We start from the raw sequence: 17,813 nt of genomic DNA, 5'->3' as shown, positions 1-17,813 counted from the left end.
GCCACCAGCGCACGCTCGGCGAGGAGCTCAGCCCCCGTAGCGTTCGGTGTGCAGCACCGTCTCGAGAGACGAGCGCGCCCGCCAGCCGAACCGCTCGAGATCGGGCACGTCGGGCAGGTCGGTGACCGCGCCGACGCACAGCCACGCGACCGGGCGCACCTGCTCGGGCATCCCGACCAGTGTGCGCAGGAAGTCCTTGCGGTAAAACGACACCCAGCCCACCCCGAGCCCTTCCGCGGTCGCCGCCAGCCACAGGTTCTGGATCGCGCACACCACGGAGTACAGGCCGGCATCGGGGATCGCGTGGCGGCCGAGCACCTGCGGGCCGCCGCGGGTCGGGTCGTAGCCGACGACGATGCCCAGCCCGGACTCGCAGATGCCCTCGACCTTGATGCGGGCGAACGTCTCCGCACGCTCCCCGGTCAGCTCGGCAGCGAACCTCTCGCGCTCGGCGGCCACATGATCGCGGAACGCGCGCAACGTCTGCGGCGCGCGTACCAGCACGAAATCCCACGGTTGCGACATACCGACCGACGGGGCGGCGTGCGCGGCCAGCAGCACCCGTTCGAGCACATCGTCGGGCACCGGGGCACCGGTGAACTCGCGACGGGTGTCCCGGCGGCGGTTGACGACGTCGTAGAACCCGTCGGTCACGGTTGTCTGCGCTCGCGCGTCGGGTCGTAGAGGTAGCTCTCGCCGGCCTCCGGGTCCGGGCGTCCCGCCAGCGCGCGGCCCACCAGGATGACCGCGGCCTGCCGCAGACCCGCCGACTCGACCGCGTCGGCGATACCGGCGACGGTGCCGCGCAGGATCACCTCCCGGGGCTGCGAGGCCCGGTAGACCACGACGACCGGACAGTCCGGCCCGTACTCCGGTTCGATCTCGGACATCAACTCGCGGATCCGGGTGATGGCCAGGTGCAGCACCAGCGTCGCGCGGGTGGCGGCGAACGCGGTGAGCGACTCCGTCTCCGGCATCGCAGTGGATCGCTGCTGGGTGCGGGTCAGCACCACCGACTGAGCGACCAACGGCACGGTCAGCTCGCGGCCGACCGTGGCCGCGGCGGCCGCGTAGGCGGGCACCCCGGGCGTCACCCGCCATGGCACGCCGACGCGGTCCAGGCGCCGGGTCTGCTCGGACACCGCCGAATACAGCGACGGATCCCCGGAGACCAACCGCACCACCCGGCGGCCGGCGCGCTGCGCGGTCACCAACCGATCCACGATCTGGTCCAGGTTGAGGTGTTCGGTGTCCACCAGTTCGGCAGTCGGGGAGCAGTGCGCCAGCACCTCGGCGTCGAGGTAGGTCCCGGGGTAGAGCACCACGTCGGCCCCGGCAAGCAGGGCGGTGGCGCGCACGGTGAGCAGGTCCGCGGCGCCGGGTCCCGCGCCGACGAAGTGCACCGGGTGCTCTGTCATCGAACGGCAGTCTAGGCGGCCGCGGCGGATCCTCAGGCGGTGGTCAACGCGGGCGGCTCCGTGGCCGCCGGGTCCGGGTTGGCGATCGGCAGCCCCATGAACCGGCGCGCGTTGTCACCCATGAAGTCGTAGGTGCGGCGCACATCCATGCCCTCGGCGTAGCGCCAGTAGCCCTTCGGCTCGGCCAGGCCTTCAGGATGCGGATAGTCCGACCCGAACAGCACCTTGTCCCAGCCGACGGTGTTGACCACGTCGGAGACGCAGCCCTCCCAGAACGGACTGACCCAGATGTTGCGGCGGAAGACGTCGAGCGGGTCCTCGGGGAAGTTCTGCGGCATCTTCTTGGCCAGCTCCTCGAAGTCGTGGAACAGCGGGAAGATCCACGAGCTGCCGTTCTCCACCGACGCGATGCGCAGCTTCGGGAATCGGGTGAGCGTGCCGTGGCAGATCAAGCTGGTGATCATGTCGGCGATCTCGCGGTGCCCGAGCACCATCCAGCGAAAGGCGCTCTGCGCCATGAAGTTCTGGGTGTGCGGCGGCTCCCACTTGCTGACGTAGTCGTCCAGCGGCGGGTAGCTGGCGTGCAGCACGATCGGCAGGCCCGCGGCCTCGACGTCGCGCCAGAACGGATCGAACTCCGCCAGCGCGGGCGACCGCCAGCCGCGCAGACCGTTGACCGGGCCCGGCTTGATCAGCGCGACCCGGGCGCCGTGGGCGAGGATGTACTCGAGCTCGCGCCGCGCGGCGTCGACCTCGGAGAGGTTGAGGATCGGCGTGGAGAACACCCGGCCCTGGTAGTCGAAGCTCCAGTGCTCGAGCATCCACTGGTTGAGCGCGTGGATCACCGCCAGTGTCAGTTCGGGGTCATCGGCGGTGGCGTGTTCGATCAGGCTGGCCAGGGTCGGGTAGTTCAGCGCTTCGCGCACCCCCTGGCGGTCCAGTTCGGCGACGCGGTCGGCCGGGTTACGGGTCGCCGCGGGCGCCTCGATCGCCGGGCCCTGCATCTCGCGCAGCGTCAGGCCCTCGGTGTTCTCGCCGGCGAAGAACTTCTCGTGGGCCCCGGGCGCGGCGACGCGTTCGAAGGTCGGGTTCGGGATGAAGTCCGATACCCGGTTGTTGATGACGATCCGGGTGTGCCGGCCGAACTGGGCGTACTGCACCGCCCGCGCGTAGCGCTCGGGCAGGAACTTGACCAGTGCGTCGGCCGTCTCGTACATGTGCTGGTCGGCGTCGAAGATCGGCGCATCGCGGAATTGGTCGGTGGCCATGTCCATGGTCATACTGTAACGCCAACGGTATGGGTTGCGTCTACACGCCCAGCACGGACTCCAGCGGGGTGCGGGCGAAGTACAGCGCGAAGCCGGCGGCGACCACCCACAGCAGCGGGCTGACCTCCCGCACCTTGCCGGCCGCGGTGCGCATCACCACCCACGCGATGAAGCCGACCCCGATGCCGTTGGCGATCGAGTAGCTGAACGGCATCACCGTCACCGTCAGCACCACCGGCAGCGCGATGGAGAACTCCGTCAGTTCGATGTGGCGCAACTGCGAGGCCATCAGCGCGCCGACGACCACCAGCGCGGCGGCCGCGACCTCGGTGGGCACGATCGACGCCAGCGGCGAGACGAACATCGCGGCCAGGAACAGTGCGCCGGTGACCAGGTTGGCCAGCCCGGTGCGGGCACCCTCCTCGATGCCGGCCCCGGACTCGATGAACACCGTGTTGGACGACGACGACGTGGCGCCGCCGACGACCGCGCCGGCACCCTCGACGATCAGCGCCGACCGCAACCGGGGGAAGGTGCCCTTCGCGTCGGAGAGGCCGGCCTCGCGCGACAGCCCGGTCATGGTGCCCATCGCGTCGAAGAAGTTGGCGAACACCAGCGTGAAGATCAGCATGACCGCGGCGACGATGCCGATGCGGCCGAAGCTGTCGAGACTGAACGCGCCGACCAACGACAGATCCGGCAGTGCGAACGGTGACCCCGACAGTGCGGGCACCGACAGACTCCAGCCGCCGGGATTGTCCTGCGCCGAGCCCAGATGCCAGACCGCTTCGATGACGACGGCGGCGACGGTGCCGATCGCCAGCCCGATCAGGATGCCGCCGCGCACCTTGCGCACCACCAGGATCCCGGTGAGCAGCAGCGTGCCGACGAACACCAGCGTGGGAACCGAGTCGATCGATCCGGCGCCCTCACCGCCGAGGCCGACCGGCGGCGACGGGACCCCGGTGGAACTGATGAACCCGGCGTCGACCAGCCCGATGAACAGGATGAACAGCCCGATACCGGCGGTGATCGCGAGCTTGAGCTGCATCGGGACCGCATCGAAGACCAGCCGGCGCAGACCGGTGACGGCCAGCAACACGATGATCAGGCCGTTGATGATCACCAGGCCCATGGCCTCGGCCCAGGTCAGTGACCCGACGACGGTGGTGGCCAGAAACGAGTTGATACCCAGGCCCGCGGCGAACGCGAACGGCAGCCGGGCGATGAACCCGAACAGGATGGTCATCACCCCGGCGGCCAGCGCGGTGGTCGCCGACACCTGTGCGAAGTCCAGCCGGCCCCCGGTGACGTCCGTCGAACCGGACAGGATGATCGGGTTCAGCACGATGATGTAGGCCATCGCGATGAAGGTGACGACGCCGCCGCGGATCTCGGTGCCCACGGTGGATTGGCGGGCCGAGATCTCGAAGAATCGGTCCACGAAGTTCATCGGCGGGGCCTAGAGCCGGGGCGCGGGTGGCGGAGGCGGCGCCGCGATCGGCATGCACAGCCCGGTCTGCGTGTCGAGCGCCTTACCCGCCACACAGAACGGGGAACAGCCGTAGATCACGCCGGTCTGGCCCGGGGGGCACTGCGCCAGCGTGCTCGTCGCCGCGGTTCCGGACACCGCCGTCAGTGGCGCCGCGACCAGTGCGGCGGCGGCCAGGTAGCGCAGAGCGCGCTGTGTTGATCGGGCCACGTCTTCCCTTTCAGCTCGGCATCCCGGTGGCGACGCGGGGTGCGTCCTTCTCCGGCGCGGCGTCGAGCACGAGCTCGGCGATCCGTGCACGGTGCTGCTCGGCGCTGCCCAGCAGAGCGGCGTCGGTGTAGGCGCGCTTGTAGTACAGGTGCGCCTGGTGTTCCCAGGTGAACCCGATCCCACCGTGGACCTGGATGGTGTCGCTCGCAACTCGAACGAAGGCCGCCGAGCACGTGGCCTGCGCGATGCTGACCGCCAGCGCCGGATCGTCGGATACGTCGGTCAGCGCCCACACCGCGTGGTAGGCCGTCGATCTGGCGTGCTCGACGGCCACCAGATCGTCGGCCAACCGGTGCTTGACGGCCTGGAAGGAGCCGATGGGACGACCGAACTGCAGCCGGGTCCTCGCGTAGTCGGTGGTCAGGTCGAGCAGATGCTGGGCCGCACCGACCTGTTCGACGGCCAGCAGTGCCGCGCCGACCTGCAGCGCGTGGGTGATCACCCGCTCGGCCTCCTCGGGGCCGGCGATCAGTTCTGCTGATGCGCCGTTCAGCGAGATGGTGGCCTGCGGCCGCGTCAGATCCAGGGTGCCGAGCGGAATACGTTGCACCTCAGGCGCATCGGTGTGCACGGCGAACAGGCCGGGACCGTCGGCGGTGGTGGCGGCGACCAGCAGCACGTCGGCCGCGGTCGCGTCGACGATTCGCTCGACGGTGCCGGTCAGGCTCCAGGACTGGCCGTCACGCGCGGCGTCGACGCTGACCGCCGCGGGGTCGAACGCGGCGACGTCGTCGGGCACCGCGAACGCGGCGGTGCGGCTTCCGTCGACCAGCGCGTCGAGCAGCGGGCTGGTCCGGGACGCCGCCACCAACGCCGGAACGGCCAGATAGACGGTGCCGAACAGCGGTCCGCAGGCCAGTGCCGCACCGAGTTCCTCGACCGCGACGGCCTGGTCGATCAGCGTTCCGCCGACTCCGCCGGCCGCCTCGGGCACCGAGAGCCCCAGCACGCCCAGCTCCGCGCCGAGCCGCTGCCACACCTTTCGGTCGAACGGCGGGTCGGATTCCATGGCCGCGCGCACCGCGGCCTCGTCGACATGGTCGGTGCAGAACTTGCGCACCGCCGCGCGCAGCGCGCCCTGCTCCTCGGTGAATACGTACTCGCGCTCAGCCACGCGGCACCTCCTTCCACGCCATCCCCGCATCCGCGCGCAGATCGGCAGGCAGTCCGAGCACGCGCTCGGCGAGGATGTTGCGAATCACCTCCGAGGTACCGCCCTCGATGGTGTTGGCGCGGCTGCGCAGGAACCGCTGCTGAATGGGCCCGCGGTAGTCCTCGGGATCACCCTCGCCCATGCCGTAGCCGTCGTAGAGGATCCCCTCGGGGCCGAGCAGGTCCATACAGAACTCGTAGATGTGCTGGTTGAGTTCGGCGCCGACGAGCTTGCCGACGGAAGCCTCGGGGCCTGGTCCGCCGGTGGTGGTCGCCGCCGCCCGGGACCGCTCGGCGGTCAGGCGTTGCGCCTCGGAGCGCAGCCACAGCGACGTCAGCCGATCCCGCAACACCGGGGTGTGCAGATCGGGCCGGGAGGCCCACAACGCGACCGCGTCGGAGATGGTGCCCGCGCCGCGTCGGCTGCCGCTGCCGCCGAGCGCGCTGCGTTCGTTCATCAGCGTGGTCATCGCGACGCGCCAGCCGTCGCCGACCGCGCCCAGCCGGAACGCGTCCGGGATCCGCGCGTCGGTCATGTAGACCTCGTTGAACTCCGCATGCCCGGTCAGCTGCCGTAGCGGTCGGGTCTGGACCCCCGCGCCGTGCATGTCGATGACGAAGTAGGTCAGCCCCTTGTGCTTGGGCTTGTCGGGATCGGTGCGCGCCAGCAGCAGGCCCCATCGGGCCCGGTGCGCCAGGCTGGTCCACACCTTCTGGCCGTTGACGATCCACTCGTCTCCGTCGAGGACCGCGGAGGTGGCCAGACCGGCCAGATCGGAGCCGGCGCCGGGCTCGGAGAACAGCTGACACCAGATGTCTTCGGTGGTGGCCAGCGGCCGTAGCAGCTGACGACGCACGTCATCGGTCTGGGCGTGTTCCCGCACCGTCGGCGCCGCCATGCCGTAGCCCATCGGGTTCAGACCGAGCGGGACCGGCCCGCCGGCGCCCTGCAGGATGCGGTCGGCGATTCCCTGCAGTCCGCGGGAGACCCCCAGACCGCCGAAGCCTTCGGGAAAATGCACCCACGACAGGCCGGCGTCGTAACAGGCGCCGAGGAACTGCGTGACGGGGACGGTCTTCGGGTCGTGCTCTGCGATCACCCGCCGTGCGGCGTCGGTGACCCGGTCGGCATCAGTGCCCATAGCTGCACACTAATTCAGCGCGTGCACCGACTGTCGGCCAACTCGTCGGTCGGGAGCGGACGGCTCAGGCGGCCGGGAGCGCGAGGCGCTCGGCGTGTGACCTCTGGCGGCGATGAAGCAGGTAACGGAGCCAACGAACGTCAAGTAGCACGATGATCCTTACGCGGTCTTGGTGAGCAGGGGAAGCAGTTGGCGGCGGGCGACCATCGCATCGGCGAAGTCGTTGAGCGCCTCGGGAACCGAGCCGGCCGAGTCGAACTCGATGCCCTGGTCGCGCAGCGCCTGCTCGACGGGGCGGCTGGCCACCAGGGACCACTGCACGCCGGCGGCAGCGCACACGTCGTCGACGACGAACAACAGCGAGACAGCCTCGTCGGCAAACGAACTCACGTCACTGAGATCGAGGACGAACGGTTTCTCGGCGAGGATGAACCGCCGGGTGTAGGCGGTGGCCCGGTCGAGGTTGGACCCGTCGAGTCGACCACTGATGCGCACCACGCAGGCGAGCTGGCGGCAGTGCGCGTGGATATCGGCACCACCACAGTCGAACGTCGGATTGCCGTACATCGCGACCTCCTCGATTCCCGTACTGACGTGGCCCACCTTCGGGCGATACAAGAGTCAAGGTAGTGAGGCAATTTAAGGTTGCGGGGAGTAACGACTAATACTTCGGTAAGAACTGAGAACGGGCGCCGGGTAGCAAACTCGTCGGTAACTTCAGTCGCGGGGCGCCTGCTGGGCCCCGGTGTAGTTCTCCCAGGGGCTGTAGTCGGCCAGAAGTTCTTCCTGCGGGGGCCGGGTGTCCTCCGGGACGTGCTGCAGGTTGATCCGGATCCGGTACCAGATCGAACTGGGCCCGCGCATGCCGTCGACGAGAATGTCTGCGGGCGCCAACTTTTCGGAGGCCGCCGGATACTTGTCCTGCCACTGCCGCAGCGCCGACATCGCCTCGTCCTTGGTCTTGGTGCGGGCGATCTCGATCAACGGCATCGACGACTGCCGTCGCCCGTTGGCGGAGCGCCGCGCGCCCGCGGGCGCCTTCTCCGCCGGCCCGAGCCGCTCGGCCAGTTCGAGCAACGAGTCCAGCGACCCGGGGTGGTCGTCCATGCCCTCCCACGGGTCGCCCTGTGATTCGAGGCGCTGCGGCACCGTCGCGATGGTGAACCGTTCGGGACGGCAATCGGCGACCTCCGACCACAGCAGCGGCGTGGAGACCCGGGCGTCCGGGGTGGCGCGCACCGAGTACGCCGAGGCCACCGTGCGGTCCTTCGCGTTCTGGTTGAAGTCGACGAATACCCCGTGGCGCTCCTCCTTCCACCATCGCGCGGTCGCCGATTCGGGAGCCCGCCGCTCGACCTCGCGGGCGATGGTCTGCGCGGCGAGCCGGACGGCCTTGAACGGCCAGCGCCGGTGGATCCGCGCGTAGATGTGGAAGCCCCGCGACCCCGACGTCTTCGGCCAGGCCACCAGCCCGTGGTCCTCCAGCACCTCTCTGGCCACGAACGCCACGTCGAGGATCTGGCGCCACCCCACGCCCGGCATCGGGTCCAGGTCGACGCGCAGTTCGTCGGGATGCTCGAGGTCGTCGGCGCGCACCGGGTGCGGGTTGAGGTCGACGCAGCCCAGGTTCACCGCCCACACCAGACCGGCGGCGTTGTGCAACACGGCTTCCGCGGCCGACGTCCCCGAGGCGTACTTCAGCTCGGCGACGTCGACGAAGTCCGGTCGCTTCTGGGGCGCGCGCTTCTGGAACACCGCCTCGACGTCGATGCCCTTGACGAACCGTTTCAGGATCATCGGCCGGTCGGCCACCCCGCGCACGGCGCCGTCGGCGACCGCGGTGTAGTAGCGCATCAGATCCAGCTTGGTGACGCCGAGGTCGCCGAACACCACCTTCTCCGGGTGGGTGATCGGCACGGCGATGCCGCCGACGTCGAAATGCTGCGCCGCGGCCATGCCCTCGATCGTAGGCGGCGTCAGTCACCGGTTCCGGGAATGGCGGTCCCCGTTGTCACCTAGAGTTGTCGCATGTCAAAGCTCGCTGATCTCTCATTGCAGACTGCGGCCAAACTTCAGCAGTCGGTAGGTAAGTACGTCGAGCGCGGTTCCGCCGAGCTGCACTACGCCCGCAAGATGTTCGAGGCAGGCGCCCTCAAACTGGAGGCGCCGCAGGACATGGCCGCGCTGCTGGCCGACATCCGGCGCTGGGGCGAGATCGGGATGATCCCGGCGCTCAACGCGCGTCGTCACCCGCACCGCACCGCCGTGATCGACGAGGACGGCGAGATGACCTTCGGCGAACTCAACGACGCGGCCAACGCGGTCGCCAACGGGCTGCTGGCCAAAGGGGTCAAAGGCGGCGACGGGGTGGCGATTCTGGCACGCAACCACCGGTGGTTCCTGGTCGCGCTCTACGGGGCCGCGCGGGTCGGCGCGCGCATCATCCTTCTCAACAGCGAGTTCTCCGGGCCGCAGATCAAAGAGGTCAACGAGCGCGAGGGCGGCAAGCTGATCATCTATGACGACGAGTACACCAAGGCGGTGTCACAGGCCGAGCCCGAACTCGGGCGGCTGCGCGCCCTCGGCGTGAACCCGGATAAAGACGAGCCGTCGGGCAGCACCGACGAGACCCTCGAGGAACTGATCGCCCGCACCAACGCCGCACCGCCGCCCAAGGCCACCAAGCACTCGTCGATCATCATCCTGACCAGCGGCACCACCGGCACCCCGAAAGGCGCCAACCGCAGTGCCCCGCCGTCGCTGGCGCCGATCGGCGGCATCCTGTCGTCGGTGCCGTTCAAGGCCAAGGAAGTCACCTCGCTGCCGGCGCCGATGTTCCACGCGCTGGGCTTCCTGCACGCGACCATCGCGATGATGCTGGGCAGCACCCTGGTGCTGCGGCGCCGGTTCAAGCCGGCCAACGTGCTGGCCGACATCGAGAAGCACAAGGTCACCGCGATCGTGGTGGTGCCGGTGATGCTCTCGCGCATGCTCGACGAGCTCGACAAGACCAGCCCGAAGCCGGATCTGTCGTCGCTGCGGATCGTGTTCGTGTCGGGCTCACAGCTGGGCGCCGAGCTGGCCACCAGGGCACTGAAGGACCTCGGGCCGGTGGTCTACAACCTGTACGGGTCGACCGAGGTCGCCTATGCCGCGATCGCTGGGCCGCAACACCTTTCGATCAACCCGGCCACCGTCGGGCCGGTGGTCAAGGGCATGAAGGTCAAGATCCTCGACGACAACGGCAACGAGCTGCCGCGCGGCGAGGTGGGTCGCATCTTCGTCGGCAACTTCTTCCCGTTCGAGGGTTACACCGGCGGTGGACACAAGCAGATCATCGACGGGCTGATGTCCTCCGGTGACGTCGGGTACTTCGACGACAACGACCTGCTCTATGTCAGCGGCCGCGACGACGAGATGATCGTCTCCGGTGGCGAGAACGTGTTCCCAGCAGAGGTCGAGGACCTCATCGGCGGCCATCCCGAGGTGGTCGAGGCCACCGCGCTGGGTGTCGAGGACAAGGAGTGGGGCGCCCGGCTGCGGGCGTTCGTGGTGAAGGTCGAGGGCGCGAGCATCACCGAGGAGGACATCAAGGTCTACGTCCGCGAGAACCTGGCCCGCTACAAGGTGCCGCGCGAGGTCGTCTTCCTCGACGAGCTGCCGCGCAACCCCACGGGCAAGATCCTCAAGCGCGAGCTGCGCGACATGGACGTGGAGTAACTCGCGCCTACTCCACCGCGCCGGCCATCATCACCATGCCGGGCACGGCGAGAGTCACCAGCACGAGAAGCAGCAGGAACCATCCGGCGCCCTGCCAGGCTGCCCAGCCGCGCTCGGCCTTCCATTCCCGGTAGGTCTTGACGAACGCGCCGATGCCGCCGGCCAGGAAGACCCCCGGCACCAGCCACGCGACGAACTCCGAGTCGCGCGCGGCGACCAGGAAGAACACGAACACCACAGCGGCCACCGCGACGACGGCACCCACATAGGTGGCCGCTGCGCGGAACACCCCCGCCTTCTCGAGCCGTTTCTCGGCGAAGTCACGGTCGTTGGTCATAGACGGGGGGTTCCCGACGTCGCGGCCGGGAAACGCCTCCGGGCACGAATCACGGCCGGACGCACGCAGGTGATGCCGCCTACGACTGGGACGTCATGGTTCCGGACTGCTTGAGAGCCTGGAATTCGTAACCTTGAGCCAGCCAGTACACCGCCCGGTCCAGAGTGAGCAAGATGTCGGTGACAGCGATCTCCCCGGCACAGAAGCGGCCGAGCAAGCCGTAGATCAAGCTGGAGACGATGGAGTCGAGATGCGCGACGAATTCGTCGTCGACGCCGGCCAGCACCTTCAGACCGGCAGGGGCGACGATGTCCAACCCGAACCGGAACAGCTGCTTCCCCTTGGGTGACGAACGCACCCGGAAGTAGGCCGTGAGCATGTGCGGGTGCCGCTCCCATGGTTCAAAGATCGTGCGTAGCAGCCCCATCAGTCCCTGATGCAGCGTCGTCCCGGCCTCCCGTGTCCGGACGGTGACTCCCGCGTAGCGGTGCTGCTGCATCCAGTACTCCAGCGCGGCGATGATCAAGTCGTCGCGGGTCGCATAGCGCTTGTAGATGGTCGCGAGCGAGCTACGCGCCCGGCGGGCGACTTCACGGAGCTGGACTGCCTCATAGCCCTCGGTCTCCAATATGTCGAGGACGGCATCGAGTAGTCGGTCACCGTCGCTTCGCGCTGGAACACCTGCGGTCATAGCCCTTGCCTTTCCGTGTGTAACCCGGTTACTTTATCGTGAGTAATTCGGTTACTCGAATCACGACGGACCTCCGACCGGTGTCTGCAACGAAACGAGGAGCAATGGGTTCTCTGGACGGCAAAGTCGCCTTCATCACCGGCGTGGCTCGCGGGCAAGGACGCAGCCATGCGGTCCGGCTGGCTTCCGACGGCGCGGACATCATCGGCGTGGACATCTGCGCCGATATCGAGTCCAACGGCTACCCGATGTCCTCGCGCGATGAACTCGACGAGACGATCGCGCTGGTGGAAGCGGCGGGCGGCAGGATGGTGGGGTCGGTGGCTGACGTCCGCGACTTCGGCGCCCTCAAGTCGGTACTCGACAGCGGGGTCGAGCGCTTCGGGCGCCTGGACATCGTGTGTGCCAACGCCGGCATTGCCACGATGGCTTTTCGGGAGTTGACCATTGAGGAAGACCTGCAGATGTGGACCGATGTGGTCGATGTGAATCTGGTGGGATCCTTCCACACCGCCAAAGCCGCGATACCGCATCTGATCGCCGGAGCGCGGGGCGGGTCGATTGTGTTCACCAGCTCAACCGCCGGTTTGAAGGGCTTCGGAGGCATGCAGGGCGGCGGACTGGGTTACGCGGCCTCCAAGCACGGGATCGTCGGATTGATGCGCACGCTCGCCAACGCACTTGCGCCCCAGAGTATTCGCGTTAACACCGTGCACCCGACCGCCGTCAACACGATGATGGCGGTCAATCCGGCCATGACGGCATTCCTGGAGAACTACCCCGACGGCGGCCCGCATCTACAGAACCCGATGCCGATCGGGCTGCTCGAACCGGAGGATGTCAGCGAGGCTGTCGCGTATTTGGTCTCGGACGCGGGGAAGTATGTCACCGGGGTCACCTTCCCGGTCGACGCCGGCTTCTGCAACAAGCTATGAACGGGCGCGTTGAAGGCAAGCGGGTCCTGGTCACCGGGGCCGCCCGCGGTATGGGCCGCAGCCACGCCGTCCGCCTGGCAGAGGAGGGAGCTGACCTCATTCTCGTCGACATCTGCACGTCTCTGCCGAGCATCGAATACCCGCTCGCCACAGCCGAAGAACTCGCCGAGACGGTAGGCCTCGTCGAAGCTAAGGGCCGGCGCGTCGTCGCGCACATCGTCGACGTGCGTGACGAGGAGGCGCTGAAAGCGGCGGTCGACGACGGTGCTGCCCAATTGGGTGGCCTGGATGCGTCGGTGGCCAATGCCGGGGTGCTGACGGGGGGCACGTGGGACACCACGACGGCGGAGCAGTGGCGCACCGTCGTCGACGTCAACCTGATCGGCACCTGGAACACCTGCCGGGCGGCCATCCCGCACCTCGTCGACCGCGGCGGCAGTCTGGTCAACATCAGCTCGTCTGCCGGAATCAAGGGCTCGCCCTTGCACACGCCATACACCGCATCCAAGGCCGGTGTCGTCGGGATGAGTAAGGCGCTGGCCAACGAGCTTGCGTCGGTGAACATCCGGGTCAACACGGTGCACCCGACAGGTGTGCCCACCGGAATGCAACCCGCGTCGTTGCACGCGCTCCTGCACGACCGGCGTGCCGACCTGGCACCGATCTTCCAGAACGCACTGCCGATCGTGATGGCAGAGGCCGTCGACATCAGTAACGCCGTGCTGTTCCTGGTGTCTGACGAGGCACGCTACGTCACCGGCCTGGAATTCAAGGTCGACGCCGGCGTCACGATCCGCTGATCGTGAGACAACCAGGCAAGAGGAAGGAGCTTGACGTGACCGAAGCTGCCTCCAACAGGGTTGAACGTGGGAGACGCGCCTACGCCGACATCATGACACTGCCGGCTCCACAGGATGAATCGCCGGTGACGACGCACCTGTTGGACTTCGTGTTCGCCGAGGTGTGGCGACGTCCCGGGCTGACGCGCCGGGAGCGCCGGTTCGTCACGCTGCCCTGTGCAGCAGCCGCCGACGCCGAGCGACCGCTGCGTGACCACGTGTATGCGGCGCTCAACAGCGGCGATATCAGCATCGGCGAGATGCGGGAAACCGTTTTGCATTTCGCCGTGTACGGCGGATGGCCCAAGGCGTCACGGTTCAACATGGTCGTCGACGAGGAGTGGGAACACATCCATCGTGACCGCGGTCTGCCGCTCCCCCCGCCCGAACCGCTGTTGCCTTTGAGCACACCGAGCGATCCCGAAGCGCGTCTGGCGGTCGGCGAAGAAGCTTTCAGGGTGATCAATTGCCTGCCGTACGCCCCAGTGCGGGACAACCCTTTTCAAGGTGCCGGGATCCTCAACTTCGTGTTCGGCGAGATGTGGTTGCGGCCAGGACTGGGCATGAAGGAGAGGCGTCTGATCACCGTGGCCTGTGTCGCGTTCCAAGACGCCCCCTACCCGATCGTGAGCCACGTCTACGCCGCCTTGAAGAGCCGGGAAGTCTCGTTCGACGAAATGGACGAGGTAGTCCTGCATTTCGCGGCTCACTACGGCTGGCCCAAAGGCTCACATCTCAACCAGGTGGTCGCTGAGCAGAAGCGACGGGTCGCTCAGGAATGGGCCGACGAGGCGACCGGCGCCTCATGACGACTATTCTGCGGAGTTCGATCGCGGGACTGCTCATCGGGCCGGACCGGATCACGTCGACATCAGTTGACCCGCACTCACACATCTACCCGGGCACGGGCGAACGCAACGCGACTGTGGCGTTGGCCGGTCCCGAGGAAATCGATCTCGCTGTCACGACCGCCCGGGCCGCTCAGCGCCAGTGGGCTGCGCTGGGTGTGGACCGACGGCGCGACGCGCTGATCGACCTCGCCGACGTGGTGCATGAACACCTCGACGAGCTTGCCGAACTCAACACCCACGACTACGGGGTACCGATCTCGTATGCCGGCAACGCCGTCATGGTCGAACAGTTTCTCCGCCACTTCGCCGGTTATGTCGACAAGCCGCACGGGTCCAGTACCCCGATCGACGGCAGCACCGACCTCAATTTGATCGAACGCGAACCCTACGGGGTCGTGGGGGTAATCGCCCCATGGAACGGTGCCCTGGTGGTCGCCGCGTCCTGTGTTGCCCCGGCGCTGGCCGCAGGAAATGCCGTGGTGTTCAAACCGTCCGAGGAGGCGCCGCTGGCCGCGCTGCGCCTCGGCGAGCTCTGTCTCGAAGCAGGCCTACCACCAGGGCTGGTGAATATCGTGCCCGCCGCGGCCGTCGGCGCAGAGGCGCTGGTGCGGCACCCGGATATCGGCAAGATCCACTTCACCGGGGGTGGGTATACCGCCCGCGCCGTCCTGACGGCAGCGGCCGAGAATCTGACCCCGGTCGTCACCGAACTCGGAGGTAAGTCGGCCAACATCGTCTTCGCCGACGCCGATCTCGACATCGCGGCGGCCCGGTCGGCGCATCAGGGTCCGCTGATGCAGTCCGGTCAGAGCTGCGCGTGCGCCAGCCGGATCCTGGTCCACGATGCGATCTACGACGCCTTCATCGAACGGTTGCTCGTCGTCATCGGTGCGGCGCGCATAGGCGATCCACTCGACCCGACTACCACGTTCGGGCCGGTTATCTCCGGTGCAGCCCTCGAACGTATTCTCGCAGCGGTCGACCGGGCCGTCGACCAGGGAGCCGGGAAATTGCTTGCGGGTGGGCACCGCATTGCCGAAGGTGCACTCGCCCAGGGCTATTACCTTGAGCCCACGGTGCTCGGCGACGTCGACAACCGCTCGGTGCTGGCGCAGACCGAGACGTTCGGACCCGTCGTCTCGGTGATGCGGTTCAGTGACGACGCGGAGGCTGTGCGCATCGCCAACGACACGCGCTACGGGCTCAACGCGTTCGTACATACCCGCGACCTGAACCGAGCCCATACGGTGGCCCGGCAGCTAGAGTCCGGCTCGGTGTGGATCAACCAGGGCAGCCGGATCTCCCCACAGGGCCCTTACGGCGGCTACAAACAGAGCGGGTTCGGCCGCACCGGTGGTCTTGAAGGCCTGCGCGAGTTCCAGCAGGTCAAGAACATCCGCATCGGGTTGAGCTGAACAACATCCGGCGCCCGATTCCACAGCCGAGAAACGCCTACGGGTCGCGCGGCAGGCCGAGCAGACGCTCGGCGATGATGTTCAGCTGTACCTCCGACGTGCCGCCGTAGATGGTGGTGGCCCTACTCGCCAGGAGGTAGTCCGCCCAGCGCCCGGTCGGTTGTTCGGGGTCGCCGACCACCGCGTCCGTGCCGAACGACGACACCGCGAACTCGGCGTAGCCCTGCCCTGTCTTCATGGACAGCAGCTTGGAGATCGCGGCGGCGGGCATCGGGTCGCCGCCGGCGAGGGTCAGCAGCGTCGAGCGCATGTTGAGCACCTTGGCCGCGTGGCCCTCGGCGATCAGGACGCCGGCCTGGTGGTGGGCGACCTGGTCGAAATGGCCTGCGCCGACGAACTCGACGAACTTGTCCAGGCTGGGCAGGAACGGCGGTTCGCTGCTGCCGATCGAAACGCGTTCGTTGGTGAGCGTGTTGCGGCTGACCTCCCAGCCGCGGTCGACGTCGCCGAGCACCATGCTGTCGGGGACGAACACGTCGTCGATGAACACGGTGTTGAACATCGCGTTGCCGGTCAGTTCCCGCAGCGGCTTGACCTCCACGCCTTCGCTGGCCATGTCCAGCAGGAAGTAGGTGATGCCGTTGTGTTTCGGCGCCGACGGGTCCGTCCTGGCCAGCAGCGCGCCCCACTGGGAGAACTGCGCTCCGGTGGTCCAGATCTTCTGCCCGGTGATCCGCCAGCCGCCGTCGACCTTGGTGGCCTTGGTCGTCAGGCTGGCCAGGTCCGAGCCGGCACCCGGCTCGGAGAACAGCTGGCACCAGATCATCTCGCCGCGGAAGGTCGGCGGCAGGAAACGTTCCTTCTGCTCGTCGGTGCCGAACGCCACGATGGACGGGATGATCCAGGCCGCGATGCCCATCTGCGGCCGCCGGACCCGGCCGGTGGTGAACTCCTGGGCGATGATGATCTGCTCGACCGGGTTGGCCGCACGGCCCCACGGCGGCGGCAGGTGAGGTTGGACCCAGCCGCCCTCGGCGATCGCGGCGTTGCGCTGTTCGCGCGGAATGTCCTTCAGCGCGGCCACTTCCGCGCGGATCTCGTCGCGCAGCTTCTCGGTCTCGGGGTCGAGGTCGATGTTGAGCTCGCGCATGCCCCGGGTGGTGGCCAGTTCCACCACCCGTTGCGGGTGCTCGGACGCACGGCCGAACGACGCGACCAGCACCAGGGCCCGCCGGTAGTAGACGTTGGTGTCGTGCTCCCAGGTGAAGCCGATACCGCCGTGAACCTGGATGCAGTCCTGGGCGCAGTGCTGGGCGGCGACCGGGGCGAGCGTGGCGGCCACCGCCGCGGCGAACTCGTAGGCGGTGTCGGCGTCCCGGTCGGCCAGGTGTTCGTCGATGGCGCGCGCGGCGTCCCACACCGCGGAGGTCGCCCGCTCGGTCTCGGCGATCATGCCCGCGCACTTGTGCTTGATGGCCTGGAACTGGCCGATGGGCCGGCCGAACTGCTCGCGGATCTTCGCGTAGGCGGCCGCGGTGTCGGTGGCCCAGCGCGCGACACCGATCGCCTCCGCCGACAGCAGGGTGGTGATCAGCGCGCGGGCCAGGTCCCGGGTGAGGTTGCTGAGCACGCGTTCGTCGGTGACCTCGACGGCGTTGGCCCGGACATGGGCGACCGGGCGCAACGGGTCGACGCTGGGCACGGATTCGATCTCGAGCTGATCGGCGTCGAAGACGATCCACTCCTCGCCCGACTCGATCGCCACCGGCAGCACCAGCAGCGACGCCTGCGCGGCGGCGGGCACCGCCCGGACCTCGCCGCGGATGACCAGCTTCTCGCCGTGGCGGGTGGCGGTCAGCCCGGAATCGATCCCGTAGGCGGCGATCACCTCACCGGACGCCAGGCCGTTCAACAGTGCCGATTCGGCGTCGTGGGCGGAGATCAGCGCACTGGCGATGATCGACGGCACGAACGGACCGGGAACCGCGCCGTAGCCGAATTCTGCCGCCACGATGGCTGATTCGAGGATCCCGAAGCCCTGGCCGCCGACCGTCTCGGACAGGTGCACGCCGGCCAGTCCCTGCTCGGCGGCGGACTTCCAGTACGGCGGCGGGTTCGGGATGGGATTCTCGAGGGCGTCGTGCAGCACTTCCGACGGCGCCACCCGTGCGACGAACGCACGTACCGAGTCGGCGAGATCGTTGTGCTCTTCAAGAATTGCGATGGGCATTGCTGCTGCGCCTTTCCACCTCGTCGTGGCCGGTCCCAACCGGTTGGTTGGTT

17 protein-coding genes are annotated in these 17,813 nt (G+C 68.0%); 5 read left to right on the top strand and 12 right to left on the bottom strand.

Annotated elements, in window-relative coordinates; all coding sequences use genetic code 11:
* Positions 1 to 27 precede the first annotated feature (27 nt).
* The 9 genes from bluB to G6N31_RS19665 form a co-directional block, all read right to left on the bottom strand.
* The gene (gene bluB, locus G6N31_RS19705; protein WP_098000493.1) at positions 28 to 654 is read right to left on the bottom strand and encodes a 5,6-dimethylbenzimidazole synthase; all 627 of its coding nucleotides are present in this window, start codon (positions 652 to 654) and stop codon (positions 28 to 30) included.
* A complete protein-coding gene (gene cobM / locus G6N31_RS19700; RefSeq protein ID WP_098000495.1) occupies positions 651 to 1,418 on the bottom strand; it encodes a precorrin-4 C(11)-methyltransferase in 768 nt (255 codons plus the stop codon). Before cobM ends, bluB begins: the two co-directional genes overlap by 4 nt.
* A gap of 32 nt (positions 1,419 to 1,450) precedes the next feature.
* Complete coding sequence (locus G6N31_RS19695) at positions 1,451 to 2,698, bottom strand: amidohydrolase family protein (RefSeq protein WP_420089947.1); 1,248 nt, start codon at positions 2,696 to 2,698, stop codon at positions 1,451 to 1,453.
* 28 nt (positions 2,699 to 2,726) lie between these two features.
* Complete coding sequence (locus tag G6N31_RS19690; protein ID WP_098000497.1) at positions 2,727 to 4,139, bottom strand: NCS2 family permease; 1,413 nt, start codon at positions 4,137 to 4,139, stop codon at positions 2,727 to 2,729.
* 9 nt (positions 4,140 to 4,148) lie between these two features.
* Positions 4,149 to 4,388: a hypothetical protein gene (locus G6N31_RS19685; protein WP_163722272.1), complete on the bottom strand. Its 240-nt coding sequence runs from the start codon at positions 4,386 to 4,388 to the stop codon at positions 4,149 to 4,151.
* A 10-nt stretch (positions 4,389 to 4,398) separates the two neighbouring features.
* Positions 4,399 to 5,592: an acyl-CoA dehydrogenase family protein gene (locus G6N31_RS19680; protein ID WP_098000499.1), complete on the bottom strand. Its 1,194-nt coding sequence runs from the start codon at positions 5,590 to 5,592 to the stop codon at positions 4,399 to 4,401.
* Positions 5,555 to 6,742, bottom strand: coding sequence for an acyl-CoA dehydrogenase family protein (locus G6N31_RS19675; RefSeq protein ID WP_098000501.1), 1,188 nt, complete (start codon positions 6,740 to 6,742; stop codon positions 5,555 to 5,557). Before G6N31_RS19675 ends, G6N31_RS19680 begins: the two co-directional genes overlap by 38 nt.
* A gap of 159 nt (positions 6,743 to 6,901) precedes the next feature.
* Positions 6,902 to 7,309: an STAS domain-containing protein gene (locus G6N31_RS19670; protein ID WP_098000645.1), complete on the bottom strand. Its 408-nt coding sequence runs from the start codon at positions 7,307 to 7,309 to the stop codon at positions 6,902 to 6,904.
* Positions 7,310 to 7,459: 150 nt separating this feature from the next.
* Positions 7,460 to 8,698 carry a DNA polymerase domain-containing protein gene (locus tag G6N31_RS19665; protein WP_098000503.1) on the bottom strand — a complete coding sequence of 413 codons (1,239 nt, stop codon included), beginning with the start codon at positions 8,696 to 8,698 and terminating at the stop codon, positions 7,460 to 7,462.
* Between the two features lie 72 nt (positions 8,699 to 8,770).
* Between G6N31_RS19665 and fadD2 the strand changes: the two genes are divergently transcribed.
* A complete protein-coding gene (fadD2, locus tag G6N31_RS19660) occupies positions 8,771 to 10,462 on the top strand; it encodes a long-chain-fatty-acid--CoA ligase FadD2 (RefSeq protein ID WP_098000505.1) in 1,692 nt (563 codons plus the stop codon).
* 7 nt (positions 10,463 to 10,469) lie between these two features.
* Here fadD2 and G6N31_RS19655 read toward each other — a convergent pair whose 3' ends face one another.
* Positions 10,470 to 10,799: a hypothetical protein gene (locus tag G6N31_RS19655; RefSeq protein WP_098000507.1), complete on the bottom strand. Its 330-nt coding sequence runs from the start codon at positions 10,797 to 10,799 to the stop codon at positions 10,470 to 10,472.
* Between the two features lie 79 nt (positions 10,800 to 10,878).
* Entirely contained in the window at positions 10,879 to 11,490 is a 612-nt protein-coding gene (locus G6N31_RS19650) for a TetR/AcrR family transcriptional regulator (protein WP_098000509.1), read from the bottom strand.
* A gap of 104 nt (positions 11,491 to 11,594) precedes the next feature.
* On the opposite strand from G6N31_RS19650, the gene G6N31_RS19645 reads away from it, so the two are divergent.
* The 4 genes from G6N31_RS19645 to G6N31_RS19630 all read left to right on the top strand — a co-directional run bounded on the left by G6N31_RS19645 (position 11,595) and on the right by G6N31_RS19630 (position 15,530).
* The gene (locus G6N31_RS19645) at positions 11,595 to 12,425 is read left to right on the top strand and encodes a mycofactocin-coupled SDR family oxidoreductase (RefSeq protein WP_098000511.1); all 831 of its coding nucleotides are present in this window, start codon (positions 11,595 to 11,597) and stop codon (positions 12,423 to 12,425) included.
* Positions 12,422 to 13,225 carry a mycofactocin-coupled SDR family oxidoreductase gene (locus tag G6N31_RS19640; protein ID WP_098000513.1) on the top strand — a complete coding sequence of 268 codons (804 nt, stop codon included), beginning with the start codon at positions 12,422 to 12,424 and terminating at the stop codon, positions 13,223 to 13,225. Before G6N31_RS19645 ends, G6N31_RS19640 begins: the two co-directional genes overlap by 4 nt.
* Positions 13,226 to 13,317: 92 nt before the next feature.
* Positions 13,318 to 14,073: a carboxymuconolactone decarboxylase family protein gene (locus G6N31_RS19635; protein WP_179964360.1), complete on the top strand. Its 756-nt coding sequence runs from the start codon at positions 13,318 to 13,320 to the stop codon at positions 14,071 to 14,073.
* The gene (locus tag G6N31_RS19630; protein WP_098000647.1) at positions 14,070 to 15,530 is read left to right on the top strand and encodes an aldehyde dehydrogenase family protein; all 1,461 of its coding nucleotides are present in this window, start codon (positions 14,070 to 14,072) and stop codon (positions 15,528 to 15,530) included. The genes G6N31_RS19635 and G6N31_RS19630 overlap by 4 nt, the downstream gene beginning before the upstream one ends.
* A 37-nt stretch (positions 15,531 to 15,567) precedes the next feature.
* On the opposite strand, the gene G6N31_RS19625 is transcribed toward G6N31_RS19630, so the two are convergent.
* Positions 15,568 to 17,760, bottom strand: a complete 2,193-nt coding sequence (locus tag G6N31_RS19625) for an acyl-CoA dehydrogenase family protein (protein ID WP_098000517.1) — start codon at positions 17,758 to 17,760, stop codon at positions 15,568 to 15,570.
* Between the last annotated feature and the right edge of the window lie 53 nt (positions 17,761 to 17,813).

Source organism: Mycolicibacterium duvalii (assembly GCF_010726645.1).
Classification (GTDB): domain Bacteria; phylum Actinomycetota; class Actinomycetes; order Mycobacteriales; family Mycobacteriaceae; genus Mycobacterium; species Mycobacterium duvalii.
Note: the sequence above shows the minus strand (reverse complement) of the source record. Positions and strands in the feature narration are given on the sequence as shown.